Source organism: Shewanella sp. SP2S2-6, assembly GCF_031931965.1.
GTDB lineage: Bacteria > Pseudomonadota > Gammaproteobacteria > Enterobacterales > Shewanellaceae > Shewanella > Shewanella baltica.
This window is the reverse complement of sequence record NZ_JAUOEQ010000031.1, coordinates 37,872-57,206: the sequence shown is the minus strand read 5'-3', so window position 1 is coordinate 57,206 and position 19,335 is coordinate 37,872. Positions and strand designations below refer to the sequence as shown.

Below are 19,335 nucleotides of genomic sequence, written 5' to 3'. Positions count from 1 at the left end.
TTGCTTCATCCCGAAGGAATCAGCGGCTCAATGAATTCTGATTTTTTGTTTCTCGCACTCCCTATAAAAGAAGTGCTAAAACAAACTGTACATATTGCTATGAACACTCATTGTTACATTGATTTAAATTTTTGACTGCCAACCCTAAGGTTAAGCAGTTTCGATTAACTCAACACCTGTGAGTGTCCACACAGATTTCTTGTTTTATCTTGTTAAAGAGCAACTCAATATCCGTAAGAGGAATTGAGTACCACACTGAGCGTCGAACGCTTCCAGTTGGCTAGGGCTGCGTATTCTACGCATTTCCCGTTCTGCGTCAAGGAGTTTTTGCAAACTTTCTCAACACTCATCAATCAGTAAACTCGTCGATGAACTGTCACATCAGGCTGCTTAACGCTGTCTGCCGTGTCAGTGGATGCGCATTATAGGGAGCTGGAGATTTTGTGCAACCCCTATTTTAAGGAAATTTGCAGTTAATTCATATCTTTCAAGCTAACCACATCATACCCACCACTTACCCCCAAAGTTATCCACACACCGCTCATTTTAGACTCAGTTTCAACTTAAAATGAGGTTTGATGAGCCTCTATTACTACGAATAAAGCATGGAGATTCCGTTGATTCTCGAGGCTAGAGGTGGATTCTTGATGCAGCTTGTTCTAATAAATGGGCGAACGACAGATTAAAGAAACTCTTTGCCGACTTAATCAGAAATACAGGTCGTATTGCACAAAGCTGATATTGGCCACTTGTTAGTTATGAGCTTATCTATTAAAGCTAAGTTGATTCATCAAAGACGTCATGCACATTATGAGCGGCATGCTCGCTTGCCTATATTTAGTGACATAAAATTTAGTGGCAATAATTTTGAAGCAAAAAAATACCCGCCAATGGCGGGTATTTTCTTATTTAGCTATGGCGTTAAACGCTAAGCTTATTCTTCTACTGGCGAGACCACGAACAGTAAGTCACCTTGAGACACTTGCTGACCATTGCTGTTCAGGATGCGCTCGATGCGATACTTCTTATCCTCAGGGTACAGAATCGCACTCTGACGGTTAAAGCCGGCTAAGGTCACTTGCGAGAACATCTTCATCGCTTCTGTGAGTGCTAGCGTTTGATCGACTGTGACTATGTCACCTTCTTTCACAAAATCCGCTTCACCCGGTGCAGAAGAGGTATAGAAGATACCTGCGCCTTGGGCTAACACTTTCAGTTCGTTACTTTCACCAACGCGCAGTGACTCAGTGTCCACTTCCACAGTTTCAGCGGCGGCTTCCATTTCAGCGATCAACGCAGGAATGTCCAGCTCAGCCATTAAACGTGGCAGATAGTTAGTATCGTAAACACCTTCGTTGAAGGTACCGTCTTTCAGAATAAGCTTGAGTAACGGAATGTTAGTCGCGATGCCTTTCAGCACTACGCTGTCTAAGTATTCGTACAGTTTGGCAATCACATCCTCACGGTTTTCACCGCGCATGATGATTTGCGCAATCAAGCTATCGTAGTATGGCGATACTTCTTTACCTGGCGCTGCAATCGAAATGATTTCCACATCTGGATGTTCAGGGAACACACATTCAGTGATCTTGCCTGGATTTGGGATCAGTTGCAGTATGCCATGGCTATCGAGCGCCGCTTTCTCAGCCGTCACACGTACTTCCATCGCATAACCAATTTCTTTCGGCTCCAACGCTTCAATTGAACGGCCAGCGGCGATATCAAACTGCGCGCTAACGATATCAATACCTGACGTCGCTTCCGTTACTGGATGCTCAACCTGCAGACGCGTGTTCATTTCCATGAAGTAGACTTCGTTTGCATCTAAGTTATAGATGAACTCAACGGTACCTGCGCCCATGTAATCGGTCGCGTCACCTAAAGCACGGGTATAAGCCAGTACTTGTCTCTTCAGCTCATCTGGCAACATAGTTGAACCAGACTCTTCGACCACTTTTTGGTTGTTACGTTGAACCGAACAGTCACGCAAACCTAATACTTTGGCGTTGCCGAACTTGTCACGCAGTAACTGCACTTCGATGTGACGTAGTGATGTCACATATTTCTCTAGGTACAAGTCACCGTTACCGAAGGCGGCGGCCGCTTCAGTTGCGGTTTTTTGGAATAAACCAATCATGTCTTCAGGACGTTTCACTACCTGAATACCTTTACCGCCACCACCTTGTACTGCTTTAAGCAGTACTGGATAGCCAATTTCGCTCGCCACGTTAACGGCTTGCTCAGCATTAGTCAGAATACCGTGAGAACCTGGCACTACAGGTACATTTTGCGCTTGCGATGTCTTAATCGCGTTCGACTTGTTACCCATAGTCGTCATTGAATGCACGCTAGGACCGACGAAGTTAACACCGTTATTCACACACAGTGCAGCAAACTGCGGGCTTTCTGATAGGAAACCGATACCAGGGTGTAATGCATCCACTTGCTCATACTCGGCCACTTTCAGCACTGAGTAAGCATTCAAGTAACTTTCATCCGAGGTGTTACCACCGAGACAAACTAACTTGTCGGAATCTTTGAGCATGTCCGCTGGCACTGATGTCATATCAGGATCCGACGCCACTAATACCACATTGATATTATTGTCATGCGCCTTACGGATCAATTTCACCGCAGTACAACCACGGGCGTGAACCAATACTTTGTTAATTGGCTTCATTAACTGGCGTGGATCGTTCTGCACGATCACTTCTTCTTCAACAGTTGCTTCAACCACTAAGGTCGACAGTGCATTGATGATCACGTCGTTAATTTTTGCCGAAGGCATTGGCATCAGAGGATCGATACCCGCTAACTGAGAGTCTAAATTGTCGCTGAAAGGGTTATGGACTAAGCCCGCCATTGCGCCAGGTACTTTTGACAAGTAGTTAGACAAGGTTGCCGTTGATGGCAAGTAAGCTGGCACTACCATTTGGCCTGCGAATGGCATGTTAGTGCCAGACAGGTAGTAAGTTTGCACTAATGGGTGAGTCACAAAACTCGCCTGCGCACCACCAGTACAGTCACCAAAACCAAACATCAGTACAGGCAATTCGTTATCACGAATAAAGCGCGTGATACGGTCGTTCACCACAGCCATAGAGAATAGCGCCGCGGCACCTTCTTTAGTCTGCATCCCGCCTGAACTGATAAAGCACACAACGGGTAATTTACGCTTAGCACACTCGATCAACAGCGCTGAGAATTTCTCGGCACTGGCCATATCGAATGCACCGGCTTGGAATGCAGTGTTAGACACTGCCACACCCACACGCACTTTTTGACCTTTTTCTTTAAAGTCAGCAATACCTGTGATCAAACCACATGGGCGAATGCCTTTATCTAATGCGTCTTCAATCGATAAACGGAAGCCTGGGAAGTTGAGCAAGTTAGCCGACATTTTGTCGCCGTTGATCTCTTCGAAATGGGTAAAGAACTGCTTCACCACATTTTCCCAAGTCATGTTGCCTTTACGTTTTTCGTCACGCAGCACTTTTTGGATCAATAGATCCTGATAACCCATGGTCAAGCGGTTCCAGAAGTCCTTACGACGACCGATACGCACAGGGTTGATCGCGCCAGTGTACTTGCTGGTATCGCTTTCACTATCGAAATACTCAGGCAGTAAACGCTCGAAGAAGTAGGTCAGTACCACGAATAGACTGTCGTTAAGTTGTGGGAAACCCACACTCTTCCACTGCTCTACTCGCACCAACAAATCGGCGCGGTTCGATTGACCCATAAAATACTTGAGCCACTTATAGAACTTAGCTTTGTCGTTCGAGGTATCTTGCGTCGACAATGCATGGTCAATTGACTTGTGCAACAGGTTGTTCACTGAGTTACGTGACAAACTCTTCGACATCATGGCTTCTTTCGCGATTGACGCTAAGCTGCCGACAACGTTGTCATACAAGGCATTGAAGATCAGAATGTTATGGCATTGCCAAATAAAGTCTTCACGCAGTTCTTCATTTACTACCACATCCAGCACAGTCAGCTGATTCAGCTCAGGCCATTTAGCTTGAGTCACAGACTTTGGCAAACTTTCTAAGTGCTGAATCAGCCCTTTAAAGTTGTTAGCCGCATTGCTCTTCCAGCGGTGATACAAAGACCAGCTGATGTTAAATAACAGCGCCTTACGTGCTTTCTTATAGTTCTCTTTTGGTTCACCCAAAATCAAACGTGTCAGCATGTTACGCTCGGTAGAGACTTCGTCACGTTTAGCGACAAAGTTAGTCCACAATTTATTCAAATCTTCGTCATAAACTAGCTTGTCAGGGTTAGACAACCAAGCTTGGAACACACGGTCTTGTTCCTGTTGAATACGTGCCAACAGATCACCTTCTGGCACGCTAGCACGTGACAGACGACCATATTGCTCTTGAGAAATAGAATGGATACGGCTACGTAGCGTTAAATAACGCAGATAGCGATAGGCGCTACCGAACAAGTTATGGTGACTGGTCGGGCTCGTTGCCACAGCCAATTCTGCGTTCAGTTCCAAAGCCATCAAGTTTTTAGATGGATTAAGAAAACGAGTTAAACTGCGATCATAATGCTCACGTAAATCTTTAGATTCACGCACAAAATTCATCGCTGCACGCTCAACCGCTTCTACGCTGCTAATAATAGCGCGGCGCAGATTGTGCTGACGCTCGTCGCGATCGCCTGGTGAAAAGTCGATGATACCGTCGATACAACCTGAGGTATAAAGCTCTTCTGGTGATACACCCACAGATTTCGCACATTCTTGCCAAGATAAGTTGTACTTACGGGCAATACTTTGCAGACCTTGTGGCTGGATCGTGTTGAAAATACCGTCACGCAACGACAACAGAATGTTCGCAGCCGCTAATGGAATTGCGCCACCAGAATAACCAGCACCAATTACGATACCGACTGTCGGTACGTCAACGTTGGCACTTTCTGCGATGGCTTTAGAAATTGAATGCGCTTGGTTTTGGCTGTTAGCGATTTCGCCAGCATCCGCCCCTGGGGTATCAATTAAATAGATAATAGGCATAGACAATTCGGCGAAATGACGAATTGCTTTACAAGCGGCGTAATGATGCTCAGGCATCCAAGCACCGTTAGCGGTAGTGCGTTCTTGGGCAATAAAGCCAATACGACGAGTGCGTGAACCAAAGTTCAGCTCGACCTCAGCACTGTAAAAAGAGCCCAAGTGAGTTTCCGTAATCAAACGACCTTTAAGATCGGCAATAATACGTTTTGCACCAGGACGACCTTTATCTTGGGTCGGCTGGATCACTTTAGCAACGTAACCGTCGACATCTAAAGATGCCAAGTCTTTTAAGTTTGCTTGAATAGCATCCTCATTTAAAAGACCTTTAATTTCTTCCGATAAACTCTGTTTACTGTGCTTAGGAAACAGAGAAAAATCTTTTGCCAAATGCTCGGCCTGTAAAAAAAGCGGATCGGGCGTTTGGGCTTGAGTCATGTGTTTGGGCTGATTATTGCTGGTCATCAAAAGATCCTCTGCTTAGCCTCTGAAAATTTTTAGCCAATAAATATAACTTTGTTATCCCGTCAAATGCCATTAAACTGCATAGGACGCTTTGTTCCAAATATGAGACAGTGGGAATAACATGCCAGATTTAAACGGTATGATGCTATTTGCAGCCGTAGTTAGAGCGAAGGGATTCTCCCAAGCTGCACGTGAAACCGGCCACCCAAAATCCACCATAAGTCGCAAAATCGCGCAGCTAGAAGAACAACTTGGCGTGCGATTACTACAACGCGACACCCGTAATTTGAGTTTGACCCAAATCGGGGCACTCTTTTATCAACACTGTGATTCGATTCGCAATGAGGTAGAAGCGGCCAAGGCAGTTATCGAGAATACTCACGATGATGTGTCAGGATCATTACGCATTGCAATCCCAGTGTCATTTAGCCAAGAACTTATCGCTAACCTCTGTAGCGGATTCATGCGTTTATATCCCAATGTTGAATTGGATGTCCAGTTTACCGACAACGATATTGGTTTGGTCGGCGAAGGATATGATATAGCCATCAAATATGGCCCACTTCAATCATCGGACTTAGTCGCACGATTACTGTTTGAACGCCAACCGATTTTAGTCGCGAGCCCAGGTTACTTAAAACTCAAAGGCACGCCCGCAACGCCAAAAGAACTCAGCCTGCACAGTGGTATTTTATTGGGGACTTCTCGCTCGGCGCCGATTTGGCCACTGGGTAAAGGTTCGCGTAAAACCATGGCGAACTTCCAACGTAAAGTGCGGGTCAATAGCCCTATCATGGTGAAGCAATTAGCCATGGATGATTTTGGCATCGCCATGTTATCCAATTCGGCCTGTAAGACCGAACTTGCCAATGGACAACTAGTACCGATTTTACAGGAATGGCCGATTGAACCGTTTAAGGTTTACGGGGTTTATTCGAGTCGACGCCAACTGGCCACCAACATCAGCGTCTTCTTAGACTTCTTCGTAAAACGCTTTAGCAGCCAAGAAAGTCTGCAATCCCTCATGGGCTAAGGAATTACGCGTTCCCGTTTTAAGATTTCCTTAGTAATGGCTTGACGCAATGGTAAACCTGCGGCGTCGGGAATATCCATATTCATCGCAAAAAACCATACATTATCATCGAGTTCAACCCAACCTACCCACCAGCCAATGCTTGGCTCCGCTCTGACTGCATAACCGGTTTTCGCACGGATAATATAGTCAGAATTCGCTTCAGTCAGCATGGCTTGCTTAACAATACGTAAACTGCGCTCAGAAGCGTGTATCTTATTGTGATAAAGTCGGCGCAGGAAATCGATTTGCTCAGTGGCAGAAATCCGAATACTGCCATCGAGCCAAAAGCTATCTAAGTTACCCGAGATATCCTCATTGCCATAATCGAAAGAGGCGATCATCTTCGACATCCGCGCCTCACCAATTTGGCGGGCAAACTCTTGGTAGACGGGCACAACCGAATACTTCATCCCAGTAATCAAGTTATGGTCACGATTCCAAGTGGCGATATCACGACTTTTACCATCCCATTTAAACACTTGGTGCTCATCCTTCACCACACCCAGCTCAAGCGCAATCAAACTGTTAGGGATTTTAAAGGTCGATGCCGGTAAAAAACCTTGATTGGCACGTTTGAGATTGTTGGTATATCCCTGTTGCTTGTTTTCGTTCCACAGCACCACCACGCCCGAGGCTTGTTGGGACTTAGTTTTTTGCGATTTAGCTTGTTGTTGCTTAGCTTGTTGCGATTCAACTTGGTGCTGAGTAAAAATGGCATCCCAACTGCGGGTTTCTTGCCACTCCGTCTTCGCCGCTGTTGAGGCAAAAGTTGGGGCAGCTATGATTGACGACGCTAACAGTGAGGACATCACCAACACAGTCGATATGGCGAACGAACGCATAAAGTCTCCTTGTAGAAAACAAAAAATCCAATGAACTAAAAAAGTGCTTAAGGCTATCACTTAGCGTGTTTGCATGCCCTAGCAAACTGCTGACCAATTGTGGCAAAAAAGAGGCAAGTAAGTTCTGCCACAGAAGTACTGATGCCAGCTCCGCCGCCTTTGAAATAGAAGATGTTGAGATAGAAGATATTGGCATAAGATGACGAAGATCACTGAGCATAACTTTATTACCCTCAGCTTGTAGTGCATACTTTTTGGCATAAGAGCCTTCCGCAGGACGAGATGGACATCATTTCCAATCAATAACGTCTTATCACTACAGGGAAATCAAAAATGTTGAAGCCAGTATTGAAGCCAGTGTTAACGCTAATCCTCGCCAGTAGCTTGATCAATACGGCCAGTGCTATGCAGCTATTTGGTGATGTTGAAGTTTCCCGCCTACCGACAGCCGAAACAACCATGGGTGAAGTCGTGACTCGTTATCAAGCACTCGATGATGGCCTGACCCAGCAGCTAAGCTCTAAGAAAAACGAAGTCGATGCCACCCAATTAGCGGCGCGCCAAGGTCACAGATTATGGCAACAGGCGGTACGCGATGTGCAGTCCGGTCATGTTGACGACCGACCTTTATATTGGGCGCGCCTTGCCATGCTTAATAGTCTTAAGAGCACCAGCGCCAACTTTAAAATGGCCGATTGGCAACAAGACATATTAATGAGTGCGGTTGAAAAGGCCTCTCGGGGTTTTAGCGATATTCAATATGCTGATGATGTTCAAATCAAAATATTCCTCACGGGTTTCGATCCCTTCTTCCTCGATAAAGATATCACCCAGAGTAATCCTTCCGGCTTAGTCGCCCTCGCCTTGGATGGTTTCCGCTTTGATGTAAATGGCAAAACGGCGCAAATCGAAACTGCTATGGTGCCAGTGCGTTTTGAAGATTTTGACCAAGGACTTATCGAATCGCTACTGAGCCCGATATACCGCGATCCTAAAACCAAATTTGTATTTACCGTCAGCATGGGCCGAACTGACTTTGATATTGAACGCTTCCCTGCCCGAAATCGCAGTGCCGCGGCGCCCGATAACCAAAATGTCCTCACTGGCGGCACTAAAACCGCACCGGTTGCCCCCAAGCTCAATGGCAAAGATTTTATCGGCCCGCAATTTGTCGAATTCTCGCTGCCTGTTGCAGCCATGCAAGTAAAAGATGGCCAATGGAAAGTCAACGATAACCACACTGTCACGACCCTTGCTCGCGGTGAGTTTAGTGCAACATCATTGAATGAGCTGCAAAACGAAACGTCGGTCGAAGGCTCTGGCGGCGGTTATCTTTCTAATGAAATTTCCTATCGCGCCATAGTGTTGCAGCAAAAGTTTAATAGCCGTGCGAAAGTCGGCCACATTCACACCCCTAGAGTCAAAGGCTATGACGCCGATACTGAGCAAGCCATAATCGAACAAGTGCGCACTATGGTGATGCAGGCGGCAGCGAGTTTATAAGCCAAGTCACACTGGCTGAAACTGGCATTGTCAGATAGCGTTCGCTATGATGCGAACGCTTGGCCTGACTCTTATTTCAAGCGCTGATTTGGAAGGCTGAGTATAAGAGCGGATTACAAGAACAAGCGTCCGAACGCAGAAGCCAAGCGCCATACATAGGATTGGCTTCATAACTGATGCTTCATAACTAAATGAATGTTAAGCACTCAATGTTTACCTTTAACCGACGAGATCCAACGCTAACCCTATGTTGAAACCTGCAGACTTACTCAATGCTTTACGTCGTCGCAGCAGTGAAGCACTCGCCCCACTGACAAAATCGACATACGCAGCCTTGGGCCAAAGCCAAGATAAGTCGCAGCTGATAACGAGTACACCAGTACAAAATCTGGCTCAGGCACATATTTTCACCGGTTCATCACGCCCACTCTCGTCACTGCAAATACAAGTACTAGAGCGAATTGAAGCTTGTTATCAAGAAGCGGAGATATCGCTTAAGCGCGCTTTCCCGCGCCCAGTCACTCAATTTAGTCTCAGGGGAAAGAGCGCGGGTACGGCTCATCTGCAGCAGAATCGTTTGCGATTCAATCCCGTGTTGCTACGCGAAAACAGCGAAGCTTTTCTAACTGAAGTTGTACCGCACGAAATTTGTCATTTACTGTGTTTTCAGCTTTTTGGCAAAACCAAGCCCCACGGTAAAGAATGGCAATCTTTGATGCTAACGGTATTTAAGGTTAACCCGAGTACCACCCACAGCTTCAATACCACTTCTGTGGCAGGTCGCGACGTGGAGTATCGCTGCGCCTGTGGACCGATTCGGTTAAGTATTCGCCGCCATAACAAGGTGCTACGCGGTGAAAGCCGTTATATCTGTAAACGCTGCAAGACCCATTTAACGGCACTCTAAGCACTCTTAGCGCACAATCCTCACACCCACTCCAAAATTGGAATTTCAGCATTTGGGAATTGCGTGAGTAAAAAGTACGACTCAATTTGCATAAGCAACGGCATTTCCCTTACCATCACGCCATAAAAGACGAGCCAAAGGCTCGCGTAGTGTTTGTTATTTTGGGATAAATTTTGAACAAAACTTCTTTAACCGTTAATTCGCGGCGACTTTTGTTGTGCCTAATCACTTGGGCCACGACCTCATCTGTGCCCGCTAGCGCCTCAGTGTCACACCCCAGCAGTTTCAGCCAAGCGAAAACTAAGTCGCAGGCGCTCTACGCCGGAAGTCGCCAAGGTACTCTACCCGCAGTGAGTTTTTACTGTGGCTGCGATATTCAGATCAAAGGCAAATCGTGGAAACCCGATCTCGCCAGCTGCGGTTATCAAGTCCGTAAACAGGAAACCCGCGCCAATCGTATCGAGTGGGAACACATAGTGCCCGCCTGGGAATTTGGCCATCAGCTCCAATGCTGGCAAAAGGGCGGGCGTAAAAACTGCGCCGATAACAGTAACGAATTTAATAAGATGGAAGCGGACATGCACAACTTAGTGCCCGCTATCGGTGAAGTGAACGGCGATCGCAGCAACTTCCGTTTTAGCCAATGGAACGGTAAAGCCGACCAATATGGCCAATGCGCTATGGTGGTCGATTTTAAGAATCGTCAGGCGCAGCCGCCCGTCAATGCTCGCGGTAAGATAGCCAGAACCTACCTCTATATGCAGCAGACCTATGGGCTTAAAATCGCGTCGAGCCAATTAAAATTGTTTAAGGCATGGGATAAAACCTATCCAGTTGATACTATTGAGTGCAAACGCGATAACGCCATAGCGCAGACTCAAGGCAACCATAATCCCTTTGTGCAGAATGCCTGTAATGCGCCACCACTGCGTCAACAATTAGCCGAGTAAGGTCGACAATGAGAGTCCCAAGAATTTTTCAACCTCAGCCATTAGCCATTAATCAACAGCTGAACTTAGACGAAGATGGCGCGGCCCATATCGGTAAAGTGCTGCGTATGGGTAACGGCGAACATATCAGCCTATTCAATGGCGATGGCCATGATTATCTTGCTGAAATTGTCGATGCGGGTAAAAAGCATGTCACAGTAAAACTGCTTTCCTGTGAGGCAAATTCATCTGAGTCGCCACTCAACTTGCACTTAGGCCAAGTGATTTCCCGTGGCGACAGAATGGAATTCACCATTCAAAAATCGGTCGAGCTGGGGGTTAATACCATTACGCCGCTGTTTTCCGATCGCTGCGGTGTAAAGCTTAATGGCGAACGCCTAGAGAAAAAAATTCAGCAATGGCAGAAAATCGTTGTGAGCGCCTGTGAACAATCGGGCCGCAGTCAAGTACCTGTGGTTCGCCCAGCGATGGACTTACACGATTGGTGCAGTGAGCCAACCTCGGCACTGAAACTCAATTTACACCCACGTGCCGCACACGGTATCAATGGTTTAGATTTAGCGCACACTCGCGTGCGCCTGTTAATTGGCCCAGAAGGTGGTTTGTCGGCGGAAGAAATCGCCATGACAGAAACCTATCAATTTACCGATGTGTTGCTTGGCCCCAGAGTGCTTCGCACTGAAACCGCCTCGCTCACGGCCATTACGGCGCTGCAACTCAGATTTGGTGATTTAGGCTAAACCGCAGCCGCAAGCTACGCTGGCATAACAGACCCATTATCCAATCAATGCTTTTTTGCCTGCAAACGGCAACAAATAAGGAACAGATTAATGATAAAACTCGGCATAGTGATGGACCCCATCAGTGAGATCAACATTAAGAAAGACTCTAGTTTTGCCATGTTAATGGCCGCGCAGGACAGAGGTTATCAGCTGTTTTATATGGAAATGGCCGATCTTGCCATGGTCAACGGCGTGGCAATGGCCAATATGCGTCCGTTAACTGTTATCAATGATGCGAGTAAATGGTATGAGCTAGGCGAAGCGCAAGACACGCCAATGAGCGAACTCGACGTGGTCTTAATGCGTAAAGACCCGCCATTCGATACTGAGTTCATCTACGCCACTTACATGCTTGAGCGCGCCGAAGAACAAGGCGTATTAATCGTCAACAAGCCGCAAAGCCTACGCGATGCTAACGAAAAGCTGTTCACCGCATGGTTTAGCGAATTCACCCCAGAAACGATCGTGACCCGTGATGCCAAACGTATCCGCGCCTTCCACCAAGCTAAGGGAGATATCATTCTTAAGCCTTTAGATGGCATGGGCGGCACCTCGATTTTCCGCGTGAAGCAAGATGACCCTAACCTTGGGGTGATCATCGAGACCTTGACCAGCTACGGCCAACAATATGCGATGGCGCAAGCCTTTATCCCTGAAATTACTAAAGGCGATAAACGCATTTTAGTGGTCGATGGCGAGCCTGTACCTTACACGCTGGCACGTATCCCAATGAAAGGTGAAACCCGTGGCAACTTAGCCGCCGGCGGTAGCGGTGTGGCGCAGCCTTTATCCGACAGTGATTGGGCGATTGCCCGTGCTATTGGCCCTGAGCTAAAAAAACGCGGACTGATTTTTGTCGGGCTGGATGTAATTGGTGACAAGCTGACTGAGATCAATGTGACGAGCCCAACCTGTATCCGTGAAATCCAAGCGGCATTTGATGTCGACATCACGGGCATGTTAATGGATGCTATCGAAGCACGCATTAACGCCAAAGCATAAGAATTTACCAACGAGTTTGTTGATTGTAAGGCGCGAGCACATCGCGAGCGCCGAACCACTTCTAGGGATGTGATATGAGTTTCACCAAAGCGCCACTCTTGTTACTCGGCATCAGTTTGCTGTTATCTACGCCAGTTTGGGCAGATGAAACGGGTCCAACGAAAGCGCCATCGCGACCGAAAAATATCGTCATCATGATAGGTGATGGTATGGGGCCGTCTTACACCAGCGCCTACCGCTATTACAAAGATAATCCTGACACTGAAGAAGTCGAGCAAACCGTATTCGACCGTTTACTGGTAGGCATGGCAAGCACCTACCCCGCGAGCGTCAGTGGTTATGTGACTGACTCAGCCGCGGCCGCGACAGCGCTGGCCACAGGGGTTAAATCGTATAATGGGGCGATTTCGGTCGATACCCAAAAGCAACCACTGCCGACCATACTCGAAAAAGCCAAATCCCTTGGCCTCAGCACAGGGGTCGCGGTAACGTCACAAATCAACCACGCCACGCCAGCCGCCTTTTTGGCCCACAACGAGAGCCGTAAAAACTACGACGCTCTGGCACTCAGCTATTTAGAAACCAACGCCGATGTATTTTTAGGCGGTGGTCAAAAGTATTTTCCTCCTGCGCTGTTAGAGCAGTTCAAAGCCAAGGGCTATCAACACATTAGCCGTTTTGAGGATCTCGCCAGCATCACCCAACCAAAAGTGTTGGGCCTGTTTGCCGAAGTACAATTGCCTTGGGCGATTGATGAGAAAGATGCAAGAAAACTCAGCACCTTAACTCAAAAGGCACTCAGCTTACTGTCGCAAAATGACCAAGGTTTTGTGCTGTTAGTCGAAGGGAGTCTCATCGACTGGGCGGGCCACAATAACGATATCGCCACTGCCATGGGTGAGATGGATGAGTTCTCCAATGCCATTGAAGTGGTTGAGCAATTTGTGCGTGAACATCCAGATACCCTAATGGTGATCACCGCCGACCACAATACCGGTGGTCTATCGATTGGCGTCGATGGCAATTACAGCTGGAACCCTGAAATCCTGCGTAATATCTCGGCCAGCACAGACACTTTGGCCTTAGCCGCCATCACTGGTGAGCAATGGCAAGCCGATCTCGCCCGCGGTTTAGGCTTTGAACTTAGCGAAGAAGAAGTCGCCAAATTGAACGTCGCCAGAATGCAGGGATTAGAAACCATGGCGGTGGCGATTCGCCATGTTATTGATAAACGTACTGATACAGGTTGGACAACCGACGGCCACACTGGCACAGACGTACAAGTTTTTGCCGCAGGTCCGGCGTCTGAGCTGTTTAACGGCCATCAAGATAATACCGATATCGCCAATAAGATTTTTAGCTTATTACCTAAACCGAAGAAACCTAAAAGCTAAGCGTTAATCGATTCCGTTCATTAAAGGCAACCGCATAATGCAGTTGCCTTTTTTATTGGGTCTTTTGATTAGGGATTTTATTAGGTCTTAGCGCAGGGATTCGATGCAAACTGGCTCAGGCGTGAATAACGGGTATAATGCCCACACTTAAGTTTATAGGTGCCAGTAACCGTGTTAACCAATCCATCGCAAGTCATTATTCGTAATCAAGACAGCCTAAGCCAACATAAGGTGTTAGTGCTCAATCATGAAGCCGATCTACTGCCAAAAGCCCTGCTCGATGTCGCGGCGTCGGTCGATGCACTCGCCTTGGACTACCACCATTACTTGCACTTAGCGCCGCACGCCAACTCAAAGCTGCGTTGCTATTTCGGCCATGACCTGCCGCACCAAGACCCGCTTGAACGAGAAAAGTACGATACGGTTATTGTTTATTTCCCCAAAGCCAAACCCTTAGCACCTTATTTGTTTAACCTCGCCGCCAATCATCTTGTGCCTAACGGCCAACTGTTAGTCGTTGGAGAAAACAAAGGCGGGATTAAGTCTTTAGTGAAGCTGTTGCCTGAGTATTTTGCGACTGGAATGAAGCTCGATAACGCTCGCCACTGCCTGTTATTTGGCAGCAGTTTGGAAAGTAGCGCACCAGCGATGAAGCTCAGCGACTGGGTCAGTCAGTATCAACTGACTACACCACAGGGCGAAATCAGTATCTGTAACTTAGTCGGGGTGTTTAGCGAAAAACGCTTAGATCTGGGCACTGAATTATTACTGTCGCACCTGCCGACACTCTCGGGCCGAGTGCTCGATTTTGGTTGCGGCGCCGGCGTGATTACCGCTGCCCTACTCAAGGCACAGCCGAGCTTATCCTTAGAGTGTGTCGATATTAATGCGATGGCCTTGGCTTCCTGCGAACTCACCTTAGCCGCCAATGGAATGACGGCCAAAGTCTATCCTTCCGATGGACTGGCGCAAACCACGGGGAAATTTAACGGCATTATCTCTAATCCACCGTTCCACGATGGCCTTGCAAGCACCACCAGCATAGCGCAGAACTTTGTCACTGATAGTGCCAAGCAATTACAACATAACGGTATTTGGCAAATTGTCGCCAACCGCCACTTGCCCTATTCCGATATCATTGCCGCCGAATTTGGCCAATTAAAAGTGGTTGCCGATAACAACAAGTACAAGCTGTATTACTTCCAACACAAGTAAAACTCTACAGATAACGCGCTTATGCTTTGTTTATAGGCGCGTTATTGACTATGCCTCATACTCACTCGTGTCACTATCCCATTTTTCAGATAAAGCTTATCTTTCCTCGTGTTACAAAACTCAATATTGTGATCTGCCGCATGTCAGCGATTCCCGTAAACACAGTTCCATTTACCTCAAATTGCCGTTCCTAGCATAGGAATTTGATTTAAAACACCAAAATAATCGCTAAAGCGAAAGTTAGCATTAAGTTGCGACTTACACTGTGATTAGTAGGAATAAACCAGAGATAACACTGTTTATCTCATTCAATTTCTTATAAAAAACTAACTATAAATCGCCCAGTAGACCATTAACAACAAAATGCCAACATTTGCTGTTTTTGCAGCCAAAAAGGCTTCTTTACCCTAAGTTTCTACTGTTATACTCAAATCAGCTTCTTAAACAATAATAAAACGCAATTACTAGGAATGCCCCTATGCTGGACCCTGAACTCATAGAGCTAAACAGCGATAAGACCAAAGCTGAATTACGCCTGATCCCTAATGTCCATGGCCCAGTCACCCATGAAGACATAATGCGCCTGTTGTCTTTACCTGAATTCGGTTCCCTGTTTCCTTTAGAGCCAGCTATTACTAAAACCGTCGCTAAAATTAACGCTCTGTGCAGCCAAGATGAGGGGAAGTTTGAGCTATTCGCCACTTTAGCTGAACGCCGCGATGGCACCATAGCAATCGAAATTAGCCCAGATAAAATGCAAGCCAGCCTCAAACTGACCGCAGCATGGGGCGGTAAACAGATAGATTTGCCAGAGATCCTCACCCATCTCAAAAAGAACAACGTCTGCATGGGGTTAAGCAAGCTCAAAATTCAAACCCTACTCAAACAACTTAGCACGCTGAAGCCGGGTGAAGTTTGCCAAAGTGACATCGCCCAAGGTAAAGCGCCGGTCAATGGACTCAATGCGGTATTAGAACGCAAAGTGTTCCTCGCGCGTGAACGCTTACTTCAACCACAAGAGCGGGAAGATGGCAGTGTCGATATGCGTAATCTCGGCTCACTTATCGTCGTCAAAGCCAATGATCTCTTGATGGTTAAACACCCCGCCACCGAAGGCACACCAGGTTACAATATTAAGGGCGAAGTACTTAAACAAAAACCGGGTAAAGATGCCGTACTCCAAGCGGGTACCGGCACAGCTTTGCATCCGCAGGATCCCAATAAACTCATCGCCACTGTGCCAGGCCAACCCGTCGAAACCCGTACAGGCATGAATGTCGATGATATTTTGCAGCTTAAAGATGTCGACATCGGCACAGGCCATATCAGCTTTAAGGGCAGTATTTTAATCACAGGTGATGTCCACGAGGGCATGCTAGTTAAAAGTTCGGGGGATATAACCGTAATGGGCTTTGTGGACTCCGCGACCCTAGAGGCGGAAGGTGATGTCACAGTCAGTAAAGGCATCATAGGCAGACAAATTAAAGCTAATGAATACTCTACCAATATCCATTCTCAAGGCCAGATCAGCGCCCAGTTTGTGCAATATTCCAACTTAGTGGCCAAGGGCAATATCTTAGTCACTAAACAGTTGCTGCACAGCCATACCAAAACAGCTGGCAGTTTAACGGTCAGCGATCCGAGTGGTCGTCGTGGCGATCTGGTGGGCGGTGTCGCACGTGCAGAGAAAGGCATCACGGCGGTTGTCATAGGGGCAACGGCGGGAACCAAAACCGACGTTTATTGCGCAATGGAACATGCCGAACTCAAACAAGCTCTCAAGCTACTCGATGAAAGCGTTAAAGCTATGGTTGTCGCCAGTTTAGATATTGAGGCTCGCCTCAATAAATTACCCCCAAAGTCAGAATGGCAAGGCGACGCGGCGATGATCGAGCAAATCAAGATGATGCTCGACCAGAAGAATCGCATTTTGGATGAGCGCACCCGTGAAGAACTCGAGTTCGATACCTTAAAACAAGAAGTCGAAGGCTATTACGAGAAATACCGTATCGAAGTGCTTAAACACGTATTCCTCAATGTTGAGTTACATATAGGTCCAGCGAATCATCGCACTGCCCGTGAACACGGCACTTGCTGCATTGCCAATGTTAATCAAGAAATTAACTTTGACTATAACGCCAAAGCCAAAGCTGCACCGACGGCTTAATACTCGCGAGGAGTAATGACACATTCACTACTCCTTGCTCATTCTGCCAGACTCTGCGAACGCGTTCAGGCCTCTATCAATCTTCCCTCAGCGTGGCATACTGCTATTAGATAAACTCACGCAGCATGCCAAGTATCTTCTTGTATAATTCTAATCCTTGCCTACTGCCAATGATTGTTCTCAGAGACTGTCTCAGAGCCCATTTTAAACTTCCTAAGGATCTGAAATGACTAGCGTTAAGATGTCGAGTATTGAATGGCCTGCCATTGCAAAATTGACTCAAAATGACGAATTACTTTACCTAGAACACCAAAGGGATTGGCTCGAATTGGCCTGTCTCTATCAGCATCATTTTATCGATACTGACCAATTACTGGACTCCAAAGGCAGGCGCTATCTTATCAGTGCCTGTACGCAAAAAATCCATGAAGATCCCGTCGGTGAACTACCGCGATTAGTACGCCAAAAACAAGATTTATCGCTCAATGAATTTATCAAGTGGGTTCAAAATCATGCCCAAGCACTGGGACAATGTTGCGTCGCTAAGTTGGCTTTCACAACGATTTCCCAAGGGATTGAAATTGTACGCACCCTCGATGAATAAACGGCAAGCAGCTGAGATACCATCTGCCAATAACTCAGTTACTCAATAAAAAACACTATGACCTTAAAAGCTAATATCCTCATAGTGAATTCACAGGCATAATTTGCCGCTGTGTAGTAGCGCCGAATCAACCGACAAAGCGCGGCTAACATGCACTTCAAAATGACCGTTTTCAGCGTCGACTCAAGGGATGACGTTTAAGTTGGCACTAAATATACAAACAGATGGAACCGAAATTGGAACTACTTAAGATTGACTGCTTAGGCAAACAACTGCGCTTAGAAGGCTCACTCGCGGGCTGGCAACAACTCTTCTGGGACAATACCTTAGTCTCACAAAAAGAAGCTTCCGTCGACAATGGCGGCCTCAAGGTTCATGTCTTTGAGCTCACCCACCACAGCAGCCCATTGGCGACCGAAAGTGGCGAGCAAGCCATCGCCATGACAGAAAATAAAATCCAAGTTCGCCTCGAAACCGATCTCGTTTGGCAGCCTTTCCGCCTTGATTACTGCTTGCTGCAGGATGACAAAATTATCGACCAAGGCCGACGCACCGAAAAAGATATCGAACGCCAAACCCCAGAAACGCCCATCGTTAAGCAGCAAAAACTGAGCATGGTTGGACTCGCCTCCCTTGGTTTTAAACTGTTAAAAAGCGCCAAAGTCATAAAAGTTGTGTTAGCGGGCGCCAGCGTTGCCGCTTATTCTTGGCTATTCTCCTTCCAATTTGCCCTCGCGCTCATCGCCTGCTTAGTGTTCCACGAATACGGCCATATCCGCGCGATGAAATATTTTGGGATGAAAACCAAAGGAATTTACCTTATTCCCTTTATGGGCGGACTTGCCCTCTCCGATGAGAAAATTAATACGCGTTGGCAAGATGTGGTGATTTCTATCATGGGGCCAACCTTTGGACTCTTGATGTCCATCGCATCCTTGATTGCTTACCACGCCACGGGCAATGTGTTTTTTGCAGGCCTTGCCGCCTTTAATGCGCTACTTAACCTATTCAATTTATTGCCTATTTTGCCACTCGATGGCGGGCATATTTTAAAGAGCATTAGTTTTTCAATGAACAGCATCATGGGCTTGGTCGCCTGCGCCGCCGGTGCCGCTTTCGGAGTGTATATCAGCTACACCTTAGGCTTAGCCTTATTGGGATTCTTGTTGTTGATCGGCAGCCTAGAAATTATTTTCGAGTGGCGTACTCGCCATCAAAGCCATCTGCTGCCATTAGACAGATACGGGCAAATCTTCTCGGTTATTTGGTATTTGCTCACGGTTGGCGCCTTAGTCGGCATCATCTGGCACTTAGCTGGAACGGGCGATGATATGCTCAGCCTGCCGTTGCAAATACTCCGCAGCTAATGTGGCTTAACGGCTAAGCACAGCGCAAAGGCAATAGCA

The 19,335-nt window shown here is 47.0% G+C and carries 13 protein-coding genes; 11 read left to right on the top strand and 2 right to left on the bottom strand.

Annotated features, from left to right (window positions below):
• Positions 1-934 precede the first annotated feature (934 nt).
• A complete protein-coding gene (locus tag Q4Q57_RS17510) occupies positions 935-5,488 on the bottom strand; it encodes a biotin carboxylase N-terminal domain-containing protein (protein WP_311891548.1) in 4,554 nt (1,517 codons plus the stop codon).
• 121 nt (positions 5,489-5,609) lie between these two features.
• Here Q4Q57_RS17510 and Q4Q57_RS17505 point away from each other — a divergent pair, with 121 nt between their 5' ends.
• Entirely contained in the window at positions 5,610-6,521 is a 912-nt protein-coding gene (locus Q4Q57_RS17505) for a LysR family transcriptional regulator (RefSeq protein WP_311891547.1), read from the top strand.
• Here the strand turns inward: Q4Q57_RS17505 and blaOXA are convergent.
• Positions 6,518-7,405: an OXA-548 family class D beta-lactamase gene (blaOXA, locus tag Q4Q57_RS17500; protein WP_311891546.1), complete on the bottom strand. Its 888-nt coding sequence runs from the start codon at positions 7,403-7,405 to the stop codon at positions 6,518-6,520. The two genes, Q4Q57_RS17505 and blaOXA, sit on opposite strands and share 4 nt — an antisense overlap.
• A gap of 333 nt (positions 7,406-7,738) precedes the next feature.
• Between blaOXA and Q4Q57_RS17495 the strand changes: the two genes are divergently transcribed.
• The 10 genes from Q4Q57_RS17495 to Q4Q57_RS17450 all read left to right on the top strand — a co-directional run bounded on the left by Q4Q57_RS17495 (position 7,739) and on the right by Q4Q57_RS17450 (position 19,296).
• Entirely contained in the window at positions 7,739-8,908 is a 1,170-nt protein-coding gene (locus Q4Q57_RS17495) for a hypothetical protein (RefSeq protein WP_311891545.1), read from the top strand.
• A 247-nt stretch (positions 8,909-9,155) separates the two neighbouring features.
• Positions 9,156-9,815, top strand: coding sequence for a SprT family zinc-dependent metalloprotease (locus Q4Q57_RS17490; RefSeq protein ID WP_311891544.1), 660 nt, complete (start codon positions 9,156-9,158; stop codon positions 9,813-9,815).
• Between the two features lie 173 nt (positions 9,816-9,988).
• Positions 9,989-10,765, top strand: a complete 777-nt coding sequence (gene endA, locus Q4Q57_RS17485) for an endonuclease EndA (protein WP_409438197.1) — start codon at positions 9,989-9,991, stop codon at positions 10,763-10,765.
• Positions 10,766-10,773: 8 nt separating this feature from the next.
• Positions 10,774-11,505, top strand: coding sequence for a 16S rRNA (uracil(1498)-N(3))-methyltransferase (gene rsmE / locus Q4Q57_RS17480; protein WP_311891543.1), 732 nt, complete (start codon positions 10,774-10,776; stop codon positions 11,503-11,505).
• A 90-nt stretch (positions 11,506-11,595) separates the two neighbouring features.
• Positions 11,596-12,549 carry a glutathione synthase gene (gene gshB / locus Q4Q57_RS17475; protein WP_311891542.1) on the top strand — a complete coding sequence of 318 codons (954 nt, stop codon included), beginning with the start codon at positions 11,596-11,598 and terminating at the stop codon, positions 12,547-12,549.
• Between the two features lie 74 nt (positions 12,550-12,623).
• Positions 12,624-13,943 (top strand): alkaline phosphatase, encoded by a 1,320-nt coding sequence (locus Q4Q57_RS17470; RefSeq protein ID WP_006083001.1) that lies wholly within the window; start codon positions 12,624-12,626, stop codon positions 13,941-13,943.
• A 171-nt stretch (positions 13,944-14,114) separates the two neighbouring features.
• Positions 14,115-15,158 (top strand): methyltransferase, encoded by a 1,044-nt coding sequence (locus Q4Q57_RS17465; protein ID WP_311891541.1) that lies wholly within the window; start codon positions 14,115-14,117, stop codon positions 15,156-15,158.
• Between the two features lie 478 nt (positions 15,159-15,636).
• Positions 15,637-17,325, top strand: coding sequence for a FapA family protein (locus Q4Q57_RS17460; protein ID WP_311891540.1), 1,689 nt, complete (start codon positions 15,637-15,639; stop codon positions 17,323-17,325).
• 226 nt (positions 17,326-17,551) lie between these two features.
• A complete protein-coding gene (locus Q4Q57_RS17455) occupies positions 17,552-17,929 on the top strand; it encodes a DUF4144 family protein (protein ID WP_311891539.1) in 378 nt (125 codons plus the stop codon).
• 224 nt (positions 17,930-18,153) lie between these two features.
• Complete coding sequence (locus Q4Q57_RS17450) at positions 18,154-19,296, top strand: site-2 protease family protein (protein ID WP_006083005.1); 1,143 nt, start codon at positions 18,154-18,156, stop codon at positions 19,294-19,296.
• Positions 19,297-19,335: the final 39 nt, after the last annotated feature.